The 20,575-nt window shown below is 38.7% G+C and carries 15 protein-coding genes and 1 pseudogene; 13 read left to right on the top strand and 3 right to left on the bottom strand.

The genetic code is table 11. The features are described from left to right. The first annotated feature begins 123 nt into the window (after window positions 1-123). The 8 genes and pseudogenes from H8S63_RS13025 to H8S63_RS12990 all read left to right on the top strand — a co-directional run bounded on the left by H8S63_RS13025 (window position 124) and on the right by H8S63_RS12990 (window position 7,987). Window positions 124-657: an RNA polymerase sigma-70 factor gene (locus tag H8S63_RS13025; RefSeq protein WP_186927016.1), complete on the top strand. Its 534-nt coding sequence runs from the start codon at window positions 124-126 to the stop codon at window positions 655-657. A 636-nt stretch (window positions 658-1,293) separates the two neighbouring features. Continuing rightward, a pseudogene (locus H8S63_RS13020) lies at window positions 1,294-1,575 on the top strand (sialidase); the annotation flags it as partial. Between the two features lie 279 nt (window positions 1,576-1,854). Then, the gene (locus H8S63_RS13015; protein ID WP_186927015.1) at window positions 1,855-2,184 is read left to right on the top strand and encodes a hypothetical protein; all 330 of its coding nucleotides are present in this window, start codon (window positions 1,855-1,857) and stop codon (window positions 2,182-2,184) included. A gap of 123 nt (window positions 2,185-2,307) precedes the next feature. Next, window positions 2,308-2,478 (top strand): hypothetical protein, encoded by a 171-nt coding sequence (locus H8S63_RS13010; protein WP_186927014.1) that lies wholly within the window; start codon window positions 2,308-2,310, stop codon window positions 2,476-2,478. A gap of 171 nt (window positions 2,479-2,649) precedes the next feature. Further along, window positions 2,650-2,859, top strand: coding sequence for a G/U mismatch DNA glycosylase (locus H8S63_RS13005; RefSeq protein ID WP_022274772.1), 210 nt, complete (start codon window positions 2,650-2,652; stop codon window positions 2,857-2,859). 651 nt (window positions 2,860-3,510) lie between these two features. Continuing rightward, window positions 3,511-6,345 (top strand): leucine--tRNA ligase, encoded by a 2,835-nt coding sequence (gene leuS / locus H8S63_RS13000; protein ID WP_186927013.1) that lies wholly within the window; start codon window positions 3,511-3,513, stop codon window positions 6,343-6,345. Window positions 6,346-6,448: 103 nt separating this feature from the next. Beyond that, window positions 6,449-7,360, top strand: a complete 912-nt coding sequence (locus tag H8S63_RS12995; RefSeq protein WP_007756864.1) for a YitT family protein — start codon at window positions 6,449-6,451, stop codon at window positions 7,358-7,360. A 45-nt stretch (window positions 7,361-7,405) separates the two neighbouring features. Further along, entirely contained in the window at window positions 7,406-7,987 is a 582-nt protein-coding gene (locus H8S63_RS12990) for a non-canonical purine NTP diphosphatase (RefSeq protein ID WP_186927029.1), read from the top strand. 176 nt (window positions 7,988-8,163) lie between these two features. On the opposite strand, the gene H8S63_RS12985 is transcribed toward H8S63_RS12990, so the two are convergent. Next, window positions 8,164-10,320 (bottom strand): alpha-galactosidase, encoded by a 2,157-nt coding sequence (locus tag H8S63_RS12985; RefSeq protein WP_186927012.1) that lies wholly within the window; start codon window positions 10,318-10,320, stop codon window positions 8,164-8,166. Window positions 10,321-10,341: 21 nt separating this feature from the next. Then, entirely contained in the window at window positions 10,342-11,280 is a 939-nt protein-coding gene (nadA, locus tag H8S63_RS12980) for a quinolinate synthase NadA (protein ID WP_186927011.1), read from the bottom strand. Window positions 11,281-11,803: 523 nt separating this feature from the next. Between nadA and H8S63_RS12975 the strand changes: the two genes are divergently transcribed. Further along, complete coding sequence (locus tag H8S63_RS12975; protein ID WP_007762613.1) at window positions 11,804-12,331, top strand: RNA methyltransferase; 528 nt, start codon at window positions 11,804-11,806, stop codon at window positions 12,329-12,331. Between the two features lie 222 nt (window positions 12,332-12,553). Here the strand turns inward: H8S63_RS12975 and H8S63_RS12970 are convergent, their stop codons facing one another. Next, window positions 12,554-13,132 carry a DUF4294 domain-containing protein gene (locus H8S63_RS12970; protein ID WP_186927010.1) on the bottom strand — a complete coding sequence of 193 codons (579 nt, stop codon included), beginning with the start codon at window positions 13,130-13,132 and terminating at the stop codon, window positions 12,554-12,556. A 145-nt stretch (window positions 13,133-13,277) separates the two neighbouring features. On the opposite strand from H8S63_RS12970, the gene H8S63_RS12965 reads away from it, so the two are divergent. From H8S63_RS12965 to H8S63_RS12950, 4 genes are all read left to right on the top strand, one after another. After that, window positions 13,278-15,326, top strand: a complete 2,049-nt coding sequence (locus H8S63_RS12965; protein ID WP_186927009.1) for a helix-hairpin-helix domain-containing protein — start codon at window positions 13,278-13,280, stop codon at window positions 15,324-15,326. A 43-nt stretch (window positions 15,327-15,369) separates the two neighbouring features. Next, window positions 15,370-15,879 (top strand): sigma-70 family RNA polymerase sigma factor, encoded by a 510-nt coding sequence (locus H8S63_RS12960; protein ID WP_004298736.1) that lies wholly within the window; start codon window positions 15,370-15,372, stop codon window positions 15,877-15,879. Window positions 15,880-15,910: 31 nt separating this feature from the next. Then, window positions 15,911-17,089: a FecR family protein gene (locus H8S63_RS12955; protein ID WP_186927008.1), complete on the top strand. Its 1,179-nt coding sequence runs from the start codon at window positions 15,911-15,913 to the stop codon at window positions 17,087-17,089. Window positions 17,090-17,221: 132 nt separating this feature from the next. Continuing rightward, window positions 17,222-20,575: a SusC/RagA family TonB-linked outer membrane protein gene (locus H8S63_RS12950; protein ID WP_186927007.1), complete on the top strand. Its 3,354-nt coding sequence runs from the start codon at window positions 17,222-17,224 to the stop codon at window positions 20,573-20,575.

The following is a 20,575-nucleotide window of genomic DNA, read 5'->3' as shown; positions in this document are numbered from 1 at the left end:
GTAATTCTCTTTGAATATTTTAAGTAATAACACTGTACATTGAGTGTAACTAAGAAAATACGGGATTCAAAAGGAGAGTTCCGTATTTTTTTAATATTTTTATTTCTTAAATTTTGTATTGTAATGATAGCTGACAATGAAGAAGTGGAGACTGTTGATCATTTTTCCAGGTTATTCAAAAACAATTATTCCAGAGTAAAATATTTTGCTTATGTCTTGCTGAAATCCGAACCTGATGCAGAGGATGTCGCCCAGGAGGTTTTTGCCAGACTTTGGGAAAGACAGAATATTTGGTTGGACAATGAAAGGGAGTTTGACTCATATCTTTTGATTATGACAAGGAATATCGCGTTGAACATATACAAGCATGAGCAGGTCAGACAGGAATACATGGAATATCATATGGTGAAATCAGTTTCCTCACAAATAGACTATGATTTTTTCGAAAGATTTCATTATCGGGAGATGCTTGGGATTATCTATTCTGCATTAGCTGCAATTCCCGATCGCAGAAGAAGAGTATTTGAACTCAGTCGTTTTCATGGAAAAAGCCATAAGGAGATAGCTGTCATAATGGGAATCTCTGTTCATACCGTAGAGAGACAAATATATTTAACGCTAACCGAATTAAGAAAGACTATAACGGCATTTGCTTGATTGGAAACAACTATAATATAATACGTATATGATTGCATTGAATCTGAACTGCAATCAGCGATCTATAACATACTTCAGTTAAGGCATTCGGCATACATGTTAAAGCCTTAAAAACTAATTGGGCGTCATCTCGTTTTAGTTGTTTGGAAGTAATTGTAAAAACAGTCCTGTATTCTCCAACTCCATTTTCCACCCACTGAATCTTTTATTTGTTGATATCATAAAAAGGATCGGAAAGTTGTTTATGGTTGATAAGACCCTGATGAATTGTACTCTTGAAACCTAATGCTAGTAACCACAACTCCGTTCCTGTCTGAAAATTTCCAACCTATATTTTTGTGCATGTTATTTGAGCATTTTTTTCGATTAAATTAATTATCATAGTGGAGGACATCAGGTATTAACGGTTTCAAAGATCTTACTTTTAACAATCTCTTACCATCTCTGCTGCTTGTTGCAATGTTTAGTTTTCTTGTTTTCAATCATATATTTTTCCTGTTGCAATATAAATTCCTTGTGTTATACAATAAATTTTTGTAACTTTAGTTTCTGAGAATATAGTGGAAATCGCTTAAATGTTATAATTACCTACTATAAATTTAATATTTTTATTGCTATGTTTCTATTTACCAATAGAACATACTAAATAAAGATCTCTTGCTGTTTTCAAATCCAGATACGACTAAAGGACGTAACCATATAACAATAAAAGCAAGTCTGGATAAAGATCTTACCTGGTTGCCCGAACATCAAATCATACTCAACGAAGCAGAAGGATGGGGATATAGTTGTCTGACAATGATTGATAAAGAAACAATCGGGATTCTATATGAGAGTAGTGTGGCACACATGACTTTTCAGGCGGTGAAATTAACGGATCTGTTAGAAGTAAAACTATCTGATATAATAAAAGATTGAAGCTATAGATGTGTCGTAGTGTGCAGAACGATATGCTTTGTTGATTTGTAATTTATTTTTTTTAATATAAAATCTTATCCCACCTTTTTATCATTCCTTCATCGGGAATATAAGGAACTTACTCCTTTGAAATAGTAAAAAAAATAAAGGAAGGTGGCTTTTTACACTATCTTTTTTTTAATATCATAATGCCCCATTTAGAATACGGTTTGTATACATTTATTTTATTATTAACACAATTGTTTTTATATTACGGTCCTGTTATAAAAAAGAAGTGATATGGATAAAATTGATATCTTTATAGAAGAACTAGCTCAGGCTGAGTCAAACTCTACTTTAACTAATATATATGCAGGTTCTTCATTACAAAATGAAATATGTAGGTATAATTTGTCACTATATTTTCATTATATGTTAAAAAATAATAGTCACGTCATTTTAGTGAGAGAGGCTCCTAGTTATAGAGGGTGTAGATTATTCGGTATTCCATTTACTTGTGAAGATATATTTACCCAAGAGTGGCTTCCTGACTTGATGGGAATAAATTTAGGTTATAGAATATTTTCAAAAGATAAGCCTGAGCGTGAATTGTCTGCTCTAACGGTGTGACCTAAGCTAAAAGAATGGTATAATCAATATGGAACAGTACCGTTATTATGGAATATTTGTCCTTTTCATCCTCATAAAGAAAATAATGATAAAAGTAACAGAACACCTTATGTACAGGAAATAATGGCGGGTAAAGAATTTCTAATAAAATTACTGGATTTATTTGAAATTAAACATATTGGTTCAATTGGGAGAAAAGCAGAAAAAGCAATAAAAGGAATGAAGCATGAGACTTTTTATTTGAGGCATCCGGCTCATAACGGCAGTAATGTTTTTGGAAAGAACATAAAATAGTTTATGTATCTTGTGAATGATAAATAGAACAACTATATTGATAAACTATGGAAAAATATATTCTATGCCAGCTATAGAAAATAGCGAAAGTGAGATTTTAATTTTAGGCACCATACCTGGAGGTGAGTCTTTAAAATATCAGCAATATTATCAGAATAAAGATAATTTATCATGTTTAGAATTTGTAATCCTAATTGGCCTTTTTTTGAAGAAGTTTATGCTATTCCTTATGAAAAGAGAAAACAGTTATTGTTAGATAATAAAATCTCTTTATGGGATATTCTTGAATCTTGTGAACGTGATGGAAATAGTGATAGGACTATTAAGAATGAGCAATTGAATGATTTAGAAACATATCTGAAGTTACCACCCCAAGATTAGAAAAATTTGCTTTAATGGGCAAAAGGCATATAGCCATTATAAGAAAATGGTATATAATTTACCACAGAAAATCCATCCAATAGAATTGTATTCTATTAGCCCAAGTAGTTCTGTTAATTCTTTTTCTATATTAAAACAATGGAGAAATGCAATAAAAGAGATATAGTGAGAAAAGAGAATAAAGGAAGGTAGCTTTTGAAATCGCTTGTAACATGAAATCCGCCAATATCCCCATCGAGTCCATCATGCAGTTTACCAAACTCTCCAGAGAGGAATTTGAAAAATTGTAATGCCTGGATAGACTTTTACTCCAGTCGACAATTTAGCTTGCTTCTGATTTATGCGTACTATCAAATAAATGTTAATTGGCCTCTTACTTTTAGGTTGGCATAGATTAAAACTAGCTTTTACAATTTCATTAATGAATACCTGTCCTGCCATAGCCTTGTTCTTTGAATCGGTTCTTTAATTTGGTTCTTAAATTCCGTTCTTTGAGGACTGAATATGAGACAATATGTACTCTACAAACAAACTGACAAGCCTCTTAGGAATACCCAAACAAATATTAGGTAGTTTGGGACAAATCACGTAAATTTGTGCCTCGAATTAGAAATAACAGTATAAATCACTATAAATAAAAACTTTATCACTATGGAGTACAATTTCAGAGAAATTGAAAAGAAGTGGCAGAAAAGGTGGGTGGAAGAGAAAACCTACCAAGTTACGGAAGATGATTCGAAACAAAAATTTTATGTACTAAATATGTTTCCTTATCCATCAGGAGCCGGACTACACGTAGGACATCCGTTGGGATACATTGCTTCGGATATTTATGCCCGTTACAAACGACTGCAAGGCTTCAATGTACTCAACCCGATGGGATATGACGCATACGGTCTACCCGCAGAACAATATGCCATCCAGACCGGACAACACCCCGCTATCACTACTGTCAACAATATCAATCGCTACCGCGAACAGTTGGACAAGATCGGTTTCTCTTTTGACTGGAGCCGTGAAATCCGTACCTGCGATCCGGAATATTATCATTGGACACAATGGGCTTTCCAAAAAATGTTTAATAGCTACTATTGCAACGATGAACAAAAAGCACGTCCAATCGAAGAACTGGAGAAAGCTTTTGCAAGTCAAGGAACTGCAGGATTGAACGCTGCTTGCAGCGAAGAACTTAGCTTTACCGCTGAAGAATGGAATGCCAAGAGTGAAAAGGAACAGCAGGAAATCCTGATGAACTATCGCATTGCTTATTTGGGTGAAACGATGGTAAACTGGTGTGCCGAGCTAGGAACCGTATTGGCTAACGATGAAGTAGTGGACGGGGTCAGCGAACGTGGCGGTTATCCTGTCATTCAGAAAAAGATGCGCCAATGGTGTCTGCGTGTATCCGCATACGCACAACGCCTGCTGGACGGGTTGGACACTATCGACTGGACTGATTCACTGAAAGAAACTCAAAAGAACTGGATAGGCCGTTCGGAAGGCGCTGAAATACAATTCAAAGTAAAAGACAGCGATCTTGAATTTACTATCTTTACTACCCGTGCAGATACGATGTTCGGCGTTACCTTTATGGTATTGGCTCCGGAAAGCGAACTGGTAGCACAAGTCACTACTCCCGAACAGAAAGCGGAAGTAGATGCCTACCTCGACCGCACCAAGAAACGTACGGAGCGCGAACGTATCGCCGACCGTAGCGTTACCGGTGTATTCAGTGGAGCATATGCCATCAATCCGTTTACCGGTGAAGCAGTACCTATTTGGATCAGTGATTACGTATTGGCAGGATATGGAACAGGAGCCATCATGGCTGTACCTGCTCACGATAGCCGCGACTATGCTTTTGCCAAACATTTCGGATTGGAAATCCGTCCGTTGGTAGAAGGTTGTGACGTTAGCGAAGAAAGTTTCGATGCAAAAGAAGGTATCGTTTGCAACTCTCCGCGTCCGGACGTAACCCCTTACTGTGACCTTTCTTTGAACGGATTGACTATCAAGGAAGCCATTGCAACAACCAAGAAATATGTGAAAGACCATAACTTGGGACGTGTGAAAGTGAACTATCGTTTGCGTGACGCTATCTTCTCACGCCAGCGTTATTGGGGAGAACCGTTCCCTGTCTATTATAAAGACGGAATGCCCTATATGATTGACGAAAGCTGTCTGCCATTGGAGCTTCCGGAAGTAGCTAAATTCCTGCCTACCGAAACAGGCGAACCTCCATTGGGGCACGCTACCAAATGGGCGTGGGATACTGTAAACAAATGTATCACAGAAAATGAGAAGATCGACAATGTTACCATTTTTCCGTTAGAATTGAATACAATGCCCGGATTTGCAGGTTCTTCCGCTTACTATCTCCGCTATATGGATCCACGTAACCACAAAGCATTGGTTGACCCGAAAATAGACCAGTACTGGAAGAACGTAGACCTTTACGTAGGTGGTACCGAACATGCTACCGGACACTTGATTTACTCTCGTTTCTGGAATAAATTCCTGCATGATATAAACATTTCCGCTGTAGAAGAACCGTTCCTGAAATTAGTAAATCAAGGCATGATTCAAGGACGAAGCAACTTTGTATACCGTATCAAAGACACCAATACATTTGTTTCTCTGAATCTGAAAGATCAATATGACGTCACTCCGATCCATGTCGATGTAAATATCGTATCCAACGACATTCTCGATCTGGATGCATTCAAGGCATGGCGTCCTGAATATGCAACGGCAGAGTTTATTTTGGAAGACGGAAAATACATTTGCGGATGGGCAGTTGAAAAGATGAGCAAATCCATGTTCAACGTAGTGAATCCGGATATGATTGTAGACAAATACGGTGCGGATACACTTCGTATGTATGAAATGTTCTTAGGTCCGGTGGAACAATCCAAACCTTGGGATACCAACGGAATAGACGGGGTACATCGCTTTATCCGTAAATTCTGGTCATTGTTCTACAGTCGTACAGACGAATATCTGGTAAAGGATGAACCTGCAACGAAAGAGGAACTGAAGAGTTTGCACAAACTGATTAAGAAAGTAACGGGAGACATTGAACAGTTCTCTTACAATACTTCTATCAGTGCATTCATGATTTGTGTAAATGAACTTTTCAATCTGAAATGCAGCAAGAAAGAAATATTAGAACAGCTTGTTGTCGTTCTTGCTCCTTTTGCTCCCCACGTTTGCGAGGAATTGTGGGATGTACTCGGACACAAAACTTCCGTATGTGATGCCGAATGGCCTACATACAACGAAGAATATCTGAAAGAGGACACAATCAACTATACCATCTCTTTCAACGGAAAGGCACGTTTCAATATGGAATTTGCAGCAGATGAAACATCGGACGCTATTCAGGCGGCTGTATTGGCTGACGAACGTTCGCAAAAATGGATCGAAGGCAAGACACCGAAAAAGATTATCGTTGTTCCGAAGAAGATTGTAAACGTCGTACTTTAATTTGTCTCACCACAGATTACACAAATTTACACAGATGAATTACGAATAAATCTGTGATAATCTGCGGTAATCTGTGGTGAAACTATCATATAAATCTACTTTTATGTATAAACTGGAAAAGGCGGAATTAATGAGGGAAGTGAAAGATTATATCTACATTACTCTCGGATTGATAAGTTATTCTTTGGGATGGGCGGCATTCTTACTACCCTACCAGATAACGACCGGTGGAACTACCGGTATCGGAGCTATTATTTATTATGCGACCGGATTTCCGATCCAATGGTCATATTTTATTATCAATGCAGTTTTGATGACATTTGCCATCCGTATGCTAGGTCCCCGATTCAGTATAAAAACTACGTACGCCATCTTTATGCTGACATTCCTGCTTTGGCTTTTCCAATTAATAGTCAACAATTATATAGTGGCACCGGATATGACACCGGACGGCAAACCGTTATTGCTTGGACCCGGACAAGATTTCATGGCTTGTATTATCGGAGCAGCCATGTGCGGTGTGGGCTTGGGCATCACTTTCAATTATAACGGAAGTACCGGTGGAACGGATATCATTGCAGCCATCGTCAACAAATACAAAGATGTATCACTCGGAAGAATGATCATGATCTGTGACGTAGTTATCATCAGTTCCTGCTACTTTATATTCCATGACTGGCGTCGTGTTATCTTTGGTTTTGTCACACTGTTCATTATTGGTGTCGTATTAGACTGGATTATCAACAGTGCCCGTCAATCGGTTCAATTTCTTATCTTCTCAAAGAAATACGATGAAATAGCCGACCATATCATAAAAGATACCAATCGTGGAGTAACAGTGCTCGACGGTACCGGATGGTATAGCAAAGGCAATGTAAAAGTATTGGTGGTACTCGCCAAAAAACGCCAGTCATTAGACATCTTCCGCATGGTGAAACGTATCGACCCGAATGCATTTATCTCACAAAGTTCCGTTATCGGAGTATACGGAGAAGGATTCGACAAGTTGAAATAATCAGTTGATTGTTATTGAATTACTCTATTGAAATAAAAAAGAATGATGAAACGCAAACTTGTATTTGCCACTAACAATGCCCATAAACTGGAAGAAGTAGCCGCTATTTTGGGAGACCAAATAGAATTGTTAAGCCTGAATGATATCGATTGCCACACAGATATTTCCGAAACAGCCGATACATTGGAAGGAAATGCGTTGCTGAAATCTTCCTTTATCTACAACAACTACGGTTTGAACTGCTTTGCGGACGACACCGGTCTGGAAGTGGAAGCATTGGATGGAGCTCCCGGAGTCTATTCCGCACGTTATGCAGGCGGAAAAGGACATGACGCGCAAGCCAATATGCTTAAACTGCTCCACGAGTTAGAAGGAAAGGAAAATCGCAAAGCACAGTTCCGTACTGCTATCTCGTTGATATTGGACGGTAAGAATTATCTTTTCGAAGGAATAATAAAAGGCAAGATAATCAAAGAGAAACGGGGTGAATCAGGCTTTGGCTATGATCCTGTCTTTCAACCGGAAGGTTATGACAAGACTTTTGCCGAACTAGGAAATGATATAAAAAACAAAATCAGTCACCGTGCATTAGCCATACAAAAGCTCTGTGAGTTCTTACAACGCTAATAATCCATATTCCAACAGTATATAAAGCACAATAATTCACTCTGCTTGCTCATTAGTTATATACTTCATACATCACGAAAAAGAAGTTTATAAATGCGGAATTGGTAGTACAGCCAGTAAAGATAAAATAACCTGCAAAGACTATTTTATCTTTACTTTAAATATTCTCCTATATTTTATTCTGCTTTAATTTCAATAACACGGCTATTCAACTGTCGTGTAGTGAAAACGTTCAAACCGACATTCATCAGATATTCACCGGAGAAAAGCTGACCATTATCTTTCAAAGAAGAACTACTACCGGACATCATGTTAATTTCCTTCACACGATACATCTGATCTGAATTCAATCCTTGTAAACGGACAGGTAATGTTTTTTCTCCATAACGAGGATGAATATCAAAAGCAAAAACCACGGCTGTTTTCCTATCTTTCCCCACATACATGGAAGAAGTATGGTTGCTGCCATAAGGAGAAACAAGACGATACAAATCACCATCAAGAATAACAGGCTTCAAGCGATTATAGTTCTTGACTGCCTGAACACAATACAAGTGATCGCTCTGACTCATATCATCCAACTTAATATCAAATCCCAATTTACACATCATAGCAACATCCGTACGGAACTTAATGCTGGTTCCACGATTCCAAGTGGTAACATGAGCACACAGTGTTTTACTGGGAAATACCTGCGAAAATCCCCATTGGATAAAAAGACGTTCGATAGGATCAGTATTGTCGCTTGGCCAAAACTCTGTAAAATATTTCAAGGCTTCATAATCAGAACGTCCGCCACCACCGGAACACAACATCATAGGAAGATCAGGGTACTTCGCCTTGATTCTGTCCAACACTTTATAGAGTCCACGCACATAATCAATATACAAATGAGACTGTTTTTCTTTCAGATACATTGAGTAAATGTTTGTAATAGGGCTATTGCAGTCCCATTTGAAGAAAGCAATACTCGGATACTTGGTCATCAACTTATCTACCACGCCGAATACATGATCCTGCACTTTCGGATTACTAAGATCAAGCACCATTTGGTTGCGGAAATAATATTCATCGCGGTTAGGCAGATGAATCACCCAATCTTTATGGTTTTCATAAAGCTCGCTCTTGGGATTCACCATCTCCGGCTCTATCCACAAACCGAATTTAATGCCTTTCTTTTGTGATTCTTCGACAAGACGTCCGATTCCGTTCGGAAGTTTGTCTGCCGTTTCTTCCCAGTCACCCAATCCCTGACGGTCACTGCTACGAGGATACTTATTAGCAAACCAGCCGTCATCCAACAGAAACATATCCACTCCCAATTTGGTAGCCTCATCTATCAGACCGATCAGTTTATTTTCATCGAAAGTAAAATAAGTTGCTTCCCAATTATTTAATAAAGTCATGCGTGTTTCACCACCCTTCTTTACCTGATGATTGCGTGCCCAATCATGAAAACTACGGCTGGCCTCACCCTTACCCTGACAACTATAAGTGAAATAGAAATCCGGAGTACGGAAAACTTCGTTGGCGGGAAGTTTATATTCAGAAGCATACGGGTTAATACCACTGATGATGCGCAACTCGTTCTTATTGTCCACCTCGAAAATAAAACGGAAATTGCCTGTCCATCCCAAAGTACCTACAAGCACTTCACCTGCATTCTCCTGTGAAGGATTACCTAAAGACAGTTGGAAAAAAGGAGAAACAAACAAATTGGCACGTGTACCCAATTTTGTATCCACCACTTTCTTACCAAAATCCAGTTCCCTTTCGGTTATATTGGCTTCATGTGCCCAGTCGCCGGAAAATTCAGTCAGAAAATATCTGCTACTATTCAGGTGCAGCATGGAAGAAGCGTATTTACTAAGGGTAACAGGTTTCTTCTCCTGATGGCTGATTTCACTGAAAGTACGGATGATATTCTCTTTGCCGTAAGCTATATAATGAAGCTTCACCGTAACGGGGTATTTATCATCTTTGAGTGTAATCACCGTCTCGTTGACTCCGTCACCTTTCGGTTCGTTCGAATGCTCCACATACTTAAGCAGCAATGAAGAGTTGTTATCATTATGCCGCATGTGGATAGCCGGTTCAAAGTAATCTTCCATACCATGAGTCAGATAAGCTTCGGTTCCCTGCGGAAGAAATTGTATATCAGAGTCATGGTTCAGTCTTTTACCAAGATACTTCTGATACAAACGCCCGTTATCCCCCACCTGATAGATCAGGCTGGTCCGTTCTGTTTCTATCTTAATTAGAGGCCTATCGGAAGCCTGTAAAATAGAAACAGAACCCAATAACAAAAAAAATAAGAATGATTTTAGTTTCATAGTATATTAGATTCTATAATTTTATAATCCCAACTTAGCCGAAATCTCCAACATCCGTTGAATCGGCTTCACAGCTTTCTTCGCTACCTCCGGATCTACCGTAATTTCCGGCGACTCATTCTTCAAACATTCATAGAGCTTCTCTAACGTATTCAATCGCATGAAGCTACACTCGTTACATCCGCACGTACTATCGTTCGGTGGAGCAGGGATAAACGTCGTCTGCGGACACTTCTTCTGCATCTCATGCAAGATACCCGATTCGGTAGCCACAATATAGGTGTTTTCCGGATGATTCACTGCATACTTCAACAATGCTGCCGTAGATCCTACCACATCCGCCAGTTTCAAAACCGTACTCTTACATTCGGGATGTGCCAGCACCAATGCTTCGGGATGCTGCGTCTTCAATTCCACAATCTTTTCAACAGAGAACTGTTCATGCACATGACAGGCACCGTCCCAAAGCAACATATTCCGGTTTGTAACTGAGTTGATATAATTTCCCAGATTCCGATCCGGACCAAAGATTATTTTCTCATCTTTTGGGAAGCTTTCCACAATCTGCTTCGCATTGGTGGAAGTCACCACCACATCCGTTACCGCTTTCACCGCAGCCGTCGTATTGACGTAAGAAATAACGGTGTATCCCGAGTGCTCTTTGACAAACTGTGCAAACTGATCCGCCGGACAACTGTCCGCCAACGAACAACCTGCCGCCATGTCGGGCACCAGCACTTTCTTGTCCGGACAAAGCACCTTTGCCGTTTCCCCCATAAAGTGAACGCCACACATCACAATAATGTCCGCTTCCGTTTTGGCTGCCCATTGAGCCAATGCCAAACTGTCGCCAACATAATCGGCGATGTCTTGTATTTCCCCCTTCTGGTAGTAGTGTCCCAGAATGATTGCATTCTTTTCTTTCTTTAGCTCGTTAATAGCCTTTATGAGTTCATTCATAATAATATTCTTATTTCTTTCCTTTTAAAAAAAAACTTTGTTAGTGATGATAGCCTGTTAATAATGTTAGCAAATAAATACGATTTTTCTTGCCGGATAAGTTATTAGTCCATACTTCTGCTTTATGAGTGGGTTATGAACTGATATAAAGGACAAGATATTCTATCCTACTTGCTTCATTATCAATGAAAGCATCGTTAAATGCCGTCAAATGGAAGTTTGCTATTAACTCCCTGTTGATAAAGTGCAAAGTTAAAAACTTTATGGATATAAACAGGCAGATAAGTGCTGAAAAATATGTTTATGTCTGTGTAGAAAGTTTTGGGTTAGTTTTTTGGAATGTTCATAACGAAGGCCTCTTATACCTTCTTTTGAATAATGCAAGAATTATTTTTCAAAATCTTTGCCGATAGTTTTGACAGGTTTTAAACCGTTATCAACATCTCTGTTAACAGAAAAGAGTTACCTTTGCGACAAGAACGCAATATAAAGGAAACAAGAACATCATATAAAGAAAAGACGTATGCGTAAACTGAAAATAACAGAGTTGAACCGTATTAGTGCCGAAGAGTTCAAACAAGCCGAAAAACTGCCTTTGGTAGTGGTGCTGGACGATATTCGTAGTCTGCATAATATAGGTTCTGTATTTCGTACATCGGATGCATTCCGTATTGAATGTATCTACCTTTGTGGCATAACGGCCACTCCTCCACACCCCGAAATGCATAAGACGGCTTTGGGTGCTGAGTTTACTGTCGATTGGAAGTATGTTAATAACGCTGTTGATGCGGTTGATAACCTCCGGAAAGAGGGGTATGTTGTCTATTCCGTAGAACAGGCGGAAGGAAGCATTATGTTGGATAAGCTCGAATTGGATAAGACCAAAAAATACGCCATTGTGATGGGAAATGAAGTGAAAGGAGTGCAGCAGGAAGTTATCAACCACTCGGATGGCTGTATAGAAATTCCCCAATACGGAACCAAGCACTCCTTGAATGTTTCGGTAACCACCGGAATTGTCATTTGGGATTTGTTCAAAAAACTACGTTGAGAACACACTTCCGTGTTGGTTAATAAATGGTTGATAACCGGTTTATTATTTAGTTAATTCTCTGATTATTAAAGGTTCTTATTTTGTTAATAACTATCCGGTAACTTTAATGTAAATAGCTGTCAGAGCAGTTATTAATAAGGCACTTGTCAGTTGTTAATAGCTGACAATTCGGTTATCAACAGTTGAGTTAATAGCTTCTGTGAATTAGTGGATAATGTATTAGATTTGTCCGTTCTCCACCATCAACACCACACGTTCTGTTAGCTTGTCCTCTCCTTGTGGATCATATTCCTTTTTCAGGCTAGCACCGAACAGTGCGGCAAATGCCTGATAGAATCCTGCTTTGAAAGGTCCCATAAATGCTTTCACCAGTTCATAACTGGTTTGGTTACTTTGGCGGTCTACTAGCTTTATCAACAATTTCCCTTGTGCGAAAGAGAGTTTTTTCATTCGGGCGGTATATTGTTCTTTCAACCCTTTTTCTACCCGTTTGATGTGTTTTTGGCGTGCTTTTTCATTAGGTAGAGTTTGGAGATATTCGTAAGTTTCGATGATAGCCTGGTTGATTTCTTTAGAGATAGGATATACCTTTTTCACATTGCGTATGAGGCGATAGTACTCTCTGCGTTCTTTTTCATTCTTGAATTTCAGCGGACGGAAGATATATACAGTTCTTAACTGGACACATGGAATTGTATCTCCATTGTAGATACACATGGGAACCAAGTATCCATTGATGCTTTGCTTTTCTTGTGCCTGCGTTTTCAGCGAACAGCAAACGATAGCGAACAGTGTCATTACTACTATGTTAAGCCTTCTTTTCACGGTACAAAAATAGAACTAAAATTTTATTATTTAGTCTTTTCACAAAGATGTTAACCTATTTAAAGTATCTTTGCGCCCTTGTCTGTAAAGAAAGCAAGGAATAAAATACTTTTTATTGATGAAAACTACTCAACTAATCCGGTTGATAAGTATTATAAACAGCCTGTTCATAATTCCTGCTTGTAGTGCTCAAAACCCCGCTGAAAGTCTTTTAGAGGATATTCTCGAAGATTTATCTGTTAATAATGATATTGATAACTCTGTGAATACCTTGAATTGGGAAAATGAGTTGGAAGAACTTTCCGGCCGTTTGAAAGAACCGGTTAATTTGAATATCGCCACTCGTGAACAACTTGAACAATTTCCTTTTCTGAGCGATATTCAGATCGAACATCTGTTGGCATATATCTATATTCACGGACAGATGAAAACTATTTATGAACTTCAGTTGGTAGAGGATATAGACAGGCAGACTATCCAGTATCTATTGCCTTTTGTTTGTGTAGAAGCTATTAACAATGAGCCTGTTTTTCAGTGGAAAACTATGTTGAAAAGTGCAGCTAAATATGGTAAGCATGAAGTGTTAACTCGCATGGATATACCGTTTTATAAGCGGAAAGGTTATGAACATACCTATCTGGGACCTTCTGTTTATAACTCTGTGAAATATGGTTTTCGATATAGTGATCAGCTTTATGCGGGAGTGGTTGCCGAGAAAGATGCGGGAGAACCTTTCGGAGCTTTGCATAATCGGTACGGCTATGATTATTATTCTTTTTATCTGCTGTTGAAAAACTGTGGTCGGTTGAAAACATTAGCTGTTGGTAACTATCGGTTAAGTTTCGGTCAAGGGCTAGTGGTTAGTACGGATTATCTGATGGGGAAAACGATCTATGCTTCTTCTTTCAATAATCGTAGCGGTGGAATAAAGAAACACTCTTCTACGGACGAATACAATTACTTTCGGGGAGTGGCGGCTACGGTGAGTGTAGATAATCATTGGGATGTTTCCGCATTTTATTCACATCGGAAAAAGGATGGAGTGCTAACCGACGGAGAGATTACATCTATTTATAAAACCGGGCTGCACCGGAGCCGGAAAGAAGCGGGTAAGCGGAACTTGTTCACATTACAGTCGGCAGGTGGAAATATAACTTATCAACAGAACCATATCAAGTTGGGTATCACCGGTATTTATTATGTTTTCAACCGATCGTATGAACCGGAATTAACAGGCTATTCCAAATACAATCTTCATGGGAATAACTTTTATAACTTGGGAGTAGATTATGCTTATCGCTGGCATCGTTTTTCTTTTCAGGGAGAGACGGCGATGGGAAAACAAGGTTGGGCTTCCTTGAACCGTTTGCAATATTCACCGGTTCAGAACACGAGACTTATGTTGATACACCGGTTCTATTCCTATAATTATTGGGCAATGTTCGCTCATTCTTTCGGGGAAGGAAGTACGACCCAGAATGAGCAGGGATATTATCTCGGGTTGGAAACCTCTCCTTTTGCCCGTTGGAGGTTTTTTGCTTCATTCGACTTGTTTTCCTTTCCGTGGAAAAAATACAGAGTCAATAAAGCTTCTCGTGGAGCGGATGTATTGATTCAATCTACTTTTACTCCGCAAAATAATATTTCGATGGATTTGAAGTACCGCTATAAACGCAAAGAACGGGATTGGACAGGTAGTAAAGGATCACTAACACTTCCTATTTTTCACCATCAACTTCGCTACCGTTTGAACTATTCTTTAGGAGATGTGTTAAGCAGTCGTACAACTTTAGATTATAATCATTTTCATTCTCAGGACAGAGCTGCTAATATAGGATATCAGGTTACACAAATGATATCCTTCCAACTGCCTTGGGCCAGGCTGTTTGCTGACGTTCAGGGCAGTTACTTTTTTACAGACGATTATGATTCGCGTGTATATGCTTCGGAAAGCGGATTGCTTTATACGTTTTACACACCGTCCTTCCAAGGTCGTGGATTTCGCTGCTCCGTTCGTTTCAGATATGAACTGAATAAGCACTGGTTGTTCATAACCAAGTTTGGAGAAACAGTCTATTTAGACCGGAATGAGATCGGTTCGGGCAATGATTTGATCTGTGGAAATAAAAAAGCAGATGTACAAATGCAACTGCGTATTAAGTTTTAATGTATATTTGTCTGCCAGAAATAACAGAAGAATACGATATTAAATGGATGACAGGGCTACTTTTGACAAAATGTTTAATGAATGGTATGCACAGTTTGTATATTTTGCATATTATTTTATAAATGACGCTGAGGTATGCAGAGATATCGTAAGTGATGCTTTTGAGTATTTGTGGCGTAATTATGAAAAGATAGAAGAAGCGACGGCTAAAACTTATCTTTATACAATCATTCGTACACGTTGCATTGACTATCTTCGCAAGCAAAATATTCATGAAGAATATGTAGAGTTTACTTCGCAATTAACTGATAAAATGATAGAAGTCGATTCACAACATTCTGATTCTCGTGTTTTGCGTATTCGTAAAGCTATGGAAAAGTTGACTCCTTATAATTATCATATATTGGAAGCATGCTATATTCATAATAAGAAATATAAAGAAGTGGCCGAAGAATTGAATGTAAGTGTTGCGGCTATTCATAAGAATATAGTAAAGGCTTTGCGTATTCTTCGCGAAGAATTGGGGCAAGAGGGTAACCGGAATAGACTTTAAAACGTAAATATATATATTGAATACATTATTTATGGATGAAAAGAATATAAATATAAGCAAGTCGGAAGAAGAATTCCTGGAAATTATGGAGAATCGTTCTCATATAACTGCTGATCAATTGCATAATTTGAAAGAAGATGAGGAGTGCTTGCAAGCATGTTCTGATTTGGCAGAAATTGTGATAGAGATGCAGAAAAAACAAAATATGCTGGCAATTGATGTCCGGAATGAACTGGCAGATTTTCATAATAAACATTCTAAAGACGATCGAAGAAAAAATACACGCATGCTGTTGTGGGCCAGTATCACAGGTGTAGCGGCAACTGTTGTCATAATTTTAGTTTTGCGTGCAATGATGATTTCGTCGCAACCGGAAATCATTCAAGTGTTTCAAGCCAATCATGTTGCCCAACAAGTCACTTTACAAGTGAATGATGAGAAGGAAGTAAAGCCACTGAAAGAAGTAGTAGAATCTTTTTCGTCTTCTTCCGCTGCACAGTTGTCTTCTAAAGAAATAGATTATAGTCGCGCTCTTCTTCAGACAGAAACCAAGGAAGTGGGAAAGCAGAGAATACAGATACATAGATTAAGTATTCCCAGGGGAGAGACATTCAAAGTTGTTTTATCCGAAGGAACCGAAGTCTTCTTGAATTCAGACAGCCGATTAGCTTACCCTACGATTTTTAAAGGAAAAGAAAGAGTCGTCTCTTTGGAAGGTGAAGCTTATTTTAAAGTTACTAAAGATGCAGAACATCCTTTTATTGTGAAAAGTGGAAATATACAGGTTCGCGTATTAGGAACGGAATTTAATGTGCGTAGCTACTCTCCTACTGACGTTCGTGTTACGCTCATTACAGGAAAAGTGGCTGTTAGCGATACTTGTGGAGTTCATAGTGTTGAAATGATGCCGGGACAAAGTGCACAACTTTCTTCTAACGGAACATTTGCTGTGAAAGAGGTGGATATTGAATCATTTTTATATTGGAAGGAAGGATTTTTCTATTTTGACGATGTTGCTCTGGTTGACATGATGAAAGAAATAGGGCGTTGGTATAATATAGATATTGAGTTCCGCAATAGCAAAATCATGGATCTTCGTATGCATTTCTTTGCAAATCGTCATCAAGATATCTTTCATTTGATTGAATTATTGAATCGAATGGAGAGAATACATGCTTATTTTGAAGCAGGAAAACTAATTATTGAATAAAAAGCAAGCAAAAAGATATAAATCTGAATAGAAAAATATATTTCTGAAAAAAAACTCTTTTAAGGGTAACCATTCTTTTTTAAACTTCGTATACAATTAAAAGAATGAAATATTATTTAACTATTCAGGCTTATGAAAAAGAATCAAGCACAAAAGTTCATTGTTTTATTCTTGTTTTTCCTTTTTGCTTATTCATGGCGTGTTGAAGCACAAACAGGTAAGGAAAAGCAACTAACAATGGAGTTTAAAAATGAAGGGTTGCCCTCTATTTTTAAACGTTTTGAAAAGGTATCGGGATATAAAGTGCTTTTTATCTACGATGAAATCAGTTCTTATACTTCTACAGGAAAAGTAGAAAAAGCTACAGTTGATGAAGCATTGAAAGTGATTATTGGAAAAAATCCGTTAAAATACCACATTGACGGACAATTCATAAATATCACAAAAAAAGATTCTAAGAAGTTTTTCTCACAAGTAAAGGGAAAAGTTTTTTCCGAGGAAGACGGACTTCCGGTTATTGGTGCCACTATTATAGTGGAAGGTCCTAGTAATATCCGTACTATTACAGATAATAATGGTAATTTTCAGCTCTCTGATGTTCCGAAAGATAGCCGAGTCAGAATATCGTATGTAGGTTTGGAAACCCAGTTCTTGAATCCTTCATCCTATATGTCGGTAGTGATGAAGTCTGATACAAAGGCGCTGGATGAGGTAGTGGTGACAGGTATGTTCAATAGGAAGAAAGAGGGATTCACTGGTTCTGCTGTTACTATCAAGGGGGAAGACCTGAAAAAATATAGTACGAATAATGTGGCTAAAGCGATAGCTGCTGTCGCTCCCGGGCTTCGCATCATGGATAATATCAATATGGGGTCTAATCCGAATAATCTGCCTGATATGCGTATGCGTGGCGGTGCAAATATGGATATGGCTACACAGTCTGCGGTAGATTTTAATTCTACCAGTAATGACGTATTAGCAGTTCAGGGCGAATATGAGACCTATGCCAATCAACCGCTGCTTATCATGGACGGATTTGAAATCACCATACAGACACTTGCCGATATGGATCCCGACCGTGTTGCTTCTATCGTTGTGTTGAAAGATGCGGCAGCTACAGCTATTTACGGCTCGCGTGCGGCAAATGGAGTAATTGTTATCGAAAGCAAGACTCCCAAACCGGGACGGATTTGGGTGACTTATGGTGGGGAACTTCGTATTGAAGCTCCGGATATGACCGGATATAATTTAATGAATGCAAGAGAGAAGATAGACGCAGAGTTGCAAAGCGGGCTTTATACATACGGTGGCGAGACAGTTGAAAAATGGCAGCTCTATCAATCTAAATTGCGTGAAGTGCTGGCAGGAGTAAATACTTATTGGCTGGACAAGCCTTTGCAAACAGCTTTCCAACAACGACATACGGTTACGTTGGAAGGTGGTGACGAAGCCTTGCGTTATCGGATGTATGTCGGATATAATAGTTCTCCGGGTGTGATGAAAGACAGTAAGCGTGATGTATTGACCGGTTCACTTGATTTTCAGTATCGCCTGAAAAAAGTGTTGTTAAAGAATAGCATTACGTTGGATAATTCGGTGGCTAATGAGTCTCCGTGGGGAAGTTTTAGTGAATATACCCGTTTGAATCCTTATCTGCGTCCGTATGGAGAGAACGGAGAAATACAGAAACGGCTTGATAATTTCGAAGGAGTGGGTGGTGAGTCGAGCTACCTGAATCCGATGTATAATACGACATTCAACAGTAAAGACCAAAGTAAAAACTTTACAGTACGTGAACTTTTCAAAGTGGAATATAATCCTACTAATGAATTACGGTTTGAAGGAGCTTTTAATCTGTCCAAGAGCGTAGGACATCGTGATATTTTTCGTCCTGCACAACATACGCTTTTTGATAATGTGATCGATCCTACCTTAAGAGGTGATTACCGCAGAAGTCAGAGCGAAGCTGTCAATTGGGGCATAGATTTAACAGGAAGCTGGAATAAGCAACTGGAAGATCACTACCTGACTGCTAATGCACGTATGAGTGTATTGGAGAATAATTCGGAGACTTATGGAAACTATGTGACTGGTTTCCCGAATGATAATATGGATAACTTGTTGTTTGGTAAGAAATATAATGAGAAGGTGACAGGAGATGAGAGGACAACGCGCTCCATTGGTTGGGTAGCTGCTGGAGGCTATTCTTATAAATATAAGTATTCGTTCGACTTTAATATACGCTTGGACGGTTCATCACAGTTTGGAAAAAATAACCGTTGGGCTCCTTTCTGGTCAACCGGATTACGTTGGGATTTGAAAAAAGAGAACTTTTTGAAAGATGTATCTTTTATTTCCGATTTTATTTTGAGGGGTACATACGGTACGACCGGTTCCCAAGGTTTTGATCCTTATCAGGCACATGGTTATTATACATATTCCAATTTACTGCTTCCTTATTACTCGTCGGATGCAACAGGTTCGGAAATCTTGGCTATGCATAATGAAAGTTTAAAATGGCAGACTACAAAAAGTACTAATCTTGCCTTGGAACTCGGTTTTTTCGATCAGCGTTTTACTGCACGTGTGGAATATTATCGGAAAATAACAGATAATATGGTTGCCAATATAAGTCTTGCTCCTTCTCTTGGTTTCAGCAGTTATCCGGAAAATCTGGGAAAGATAGAGAATAAGGGTTGGGAAATTTCTCTCTCGGCTATTCCTTATAAAAACACTGCTAAACAAGCTTATTGGACAATTACAGTAAACGGTTCTCATAATACTGACAAACTATTGAAAATATCGGAAGCGATGAAATACAGAAATGATAAAAGTGCATCAGATTTAAAAGATACGCCGTTGCCACGTTATGAAGAAGGTGAATCTCTTTCCCGTATCTGGGTAGTACGTTCATTAGGTATTGATCCGGCTTCCGGAGATGAAATATTATTGAAACGTAACGGGGAGATGACGAGTGCCGTTAACTGGAGTGCGAATGATGTAGTACCTATTGGTAATACAGAACCTAAATGGCAAGGATATATTAATTCTTCCTTTACATACAGAGGTTGGGGAGCAGATGTCAGCTTCAGGTATCAGTTTGGCGGTCAGGTATATAATCAGACCTTGCTTGACAAGGTGGAAAATGCTAATTTGAAATATAATGTAGATCGACGGGTAACTCAGCTACGTTGGGCGAAACCGGGTGATAAGGCACAGTTCCGTATTCTTAATCCTAACGGTTTGGAAACGAAAGCCACTTCCCGGTTTATAATGGATGAAAATATATTCCAGGGAAGTTCGTTGTCTGTTTACTATCGTATGGATCGTACTAATACAAAATTTATTAGTCATTGGGGATTGAGTTCCGCTAAAGTGACGTTTAATATGGAAGACTTTTTCTATTGGTCTACAGTGAAACGCGAAAGAGGTTTGTACTATCCGTATTCCCGTCAGTTTACATTTGCTCTGAATGTTGCTTTCTAA

The sequence above is a fragment of the Bacteroides sp. NSJ-39 genome (assembly GCF_014287315.1).
Classification (GTDB): Bacteria; Bacteroidota; Bacteroidia; order Bacteroidales; family Bacteroidaceae; genus Bacteroides; species Bacteroides finegoldii.
This window is presented reverse-complemented; position numbering and strand designations above follow the sequence as displayed.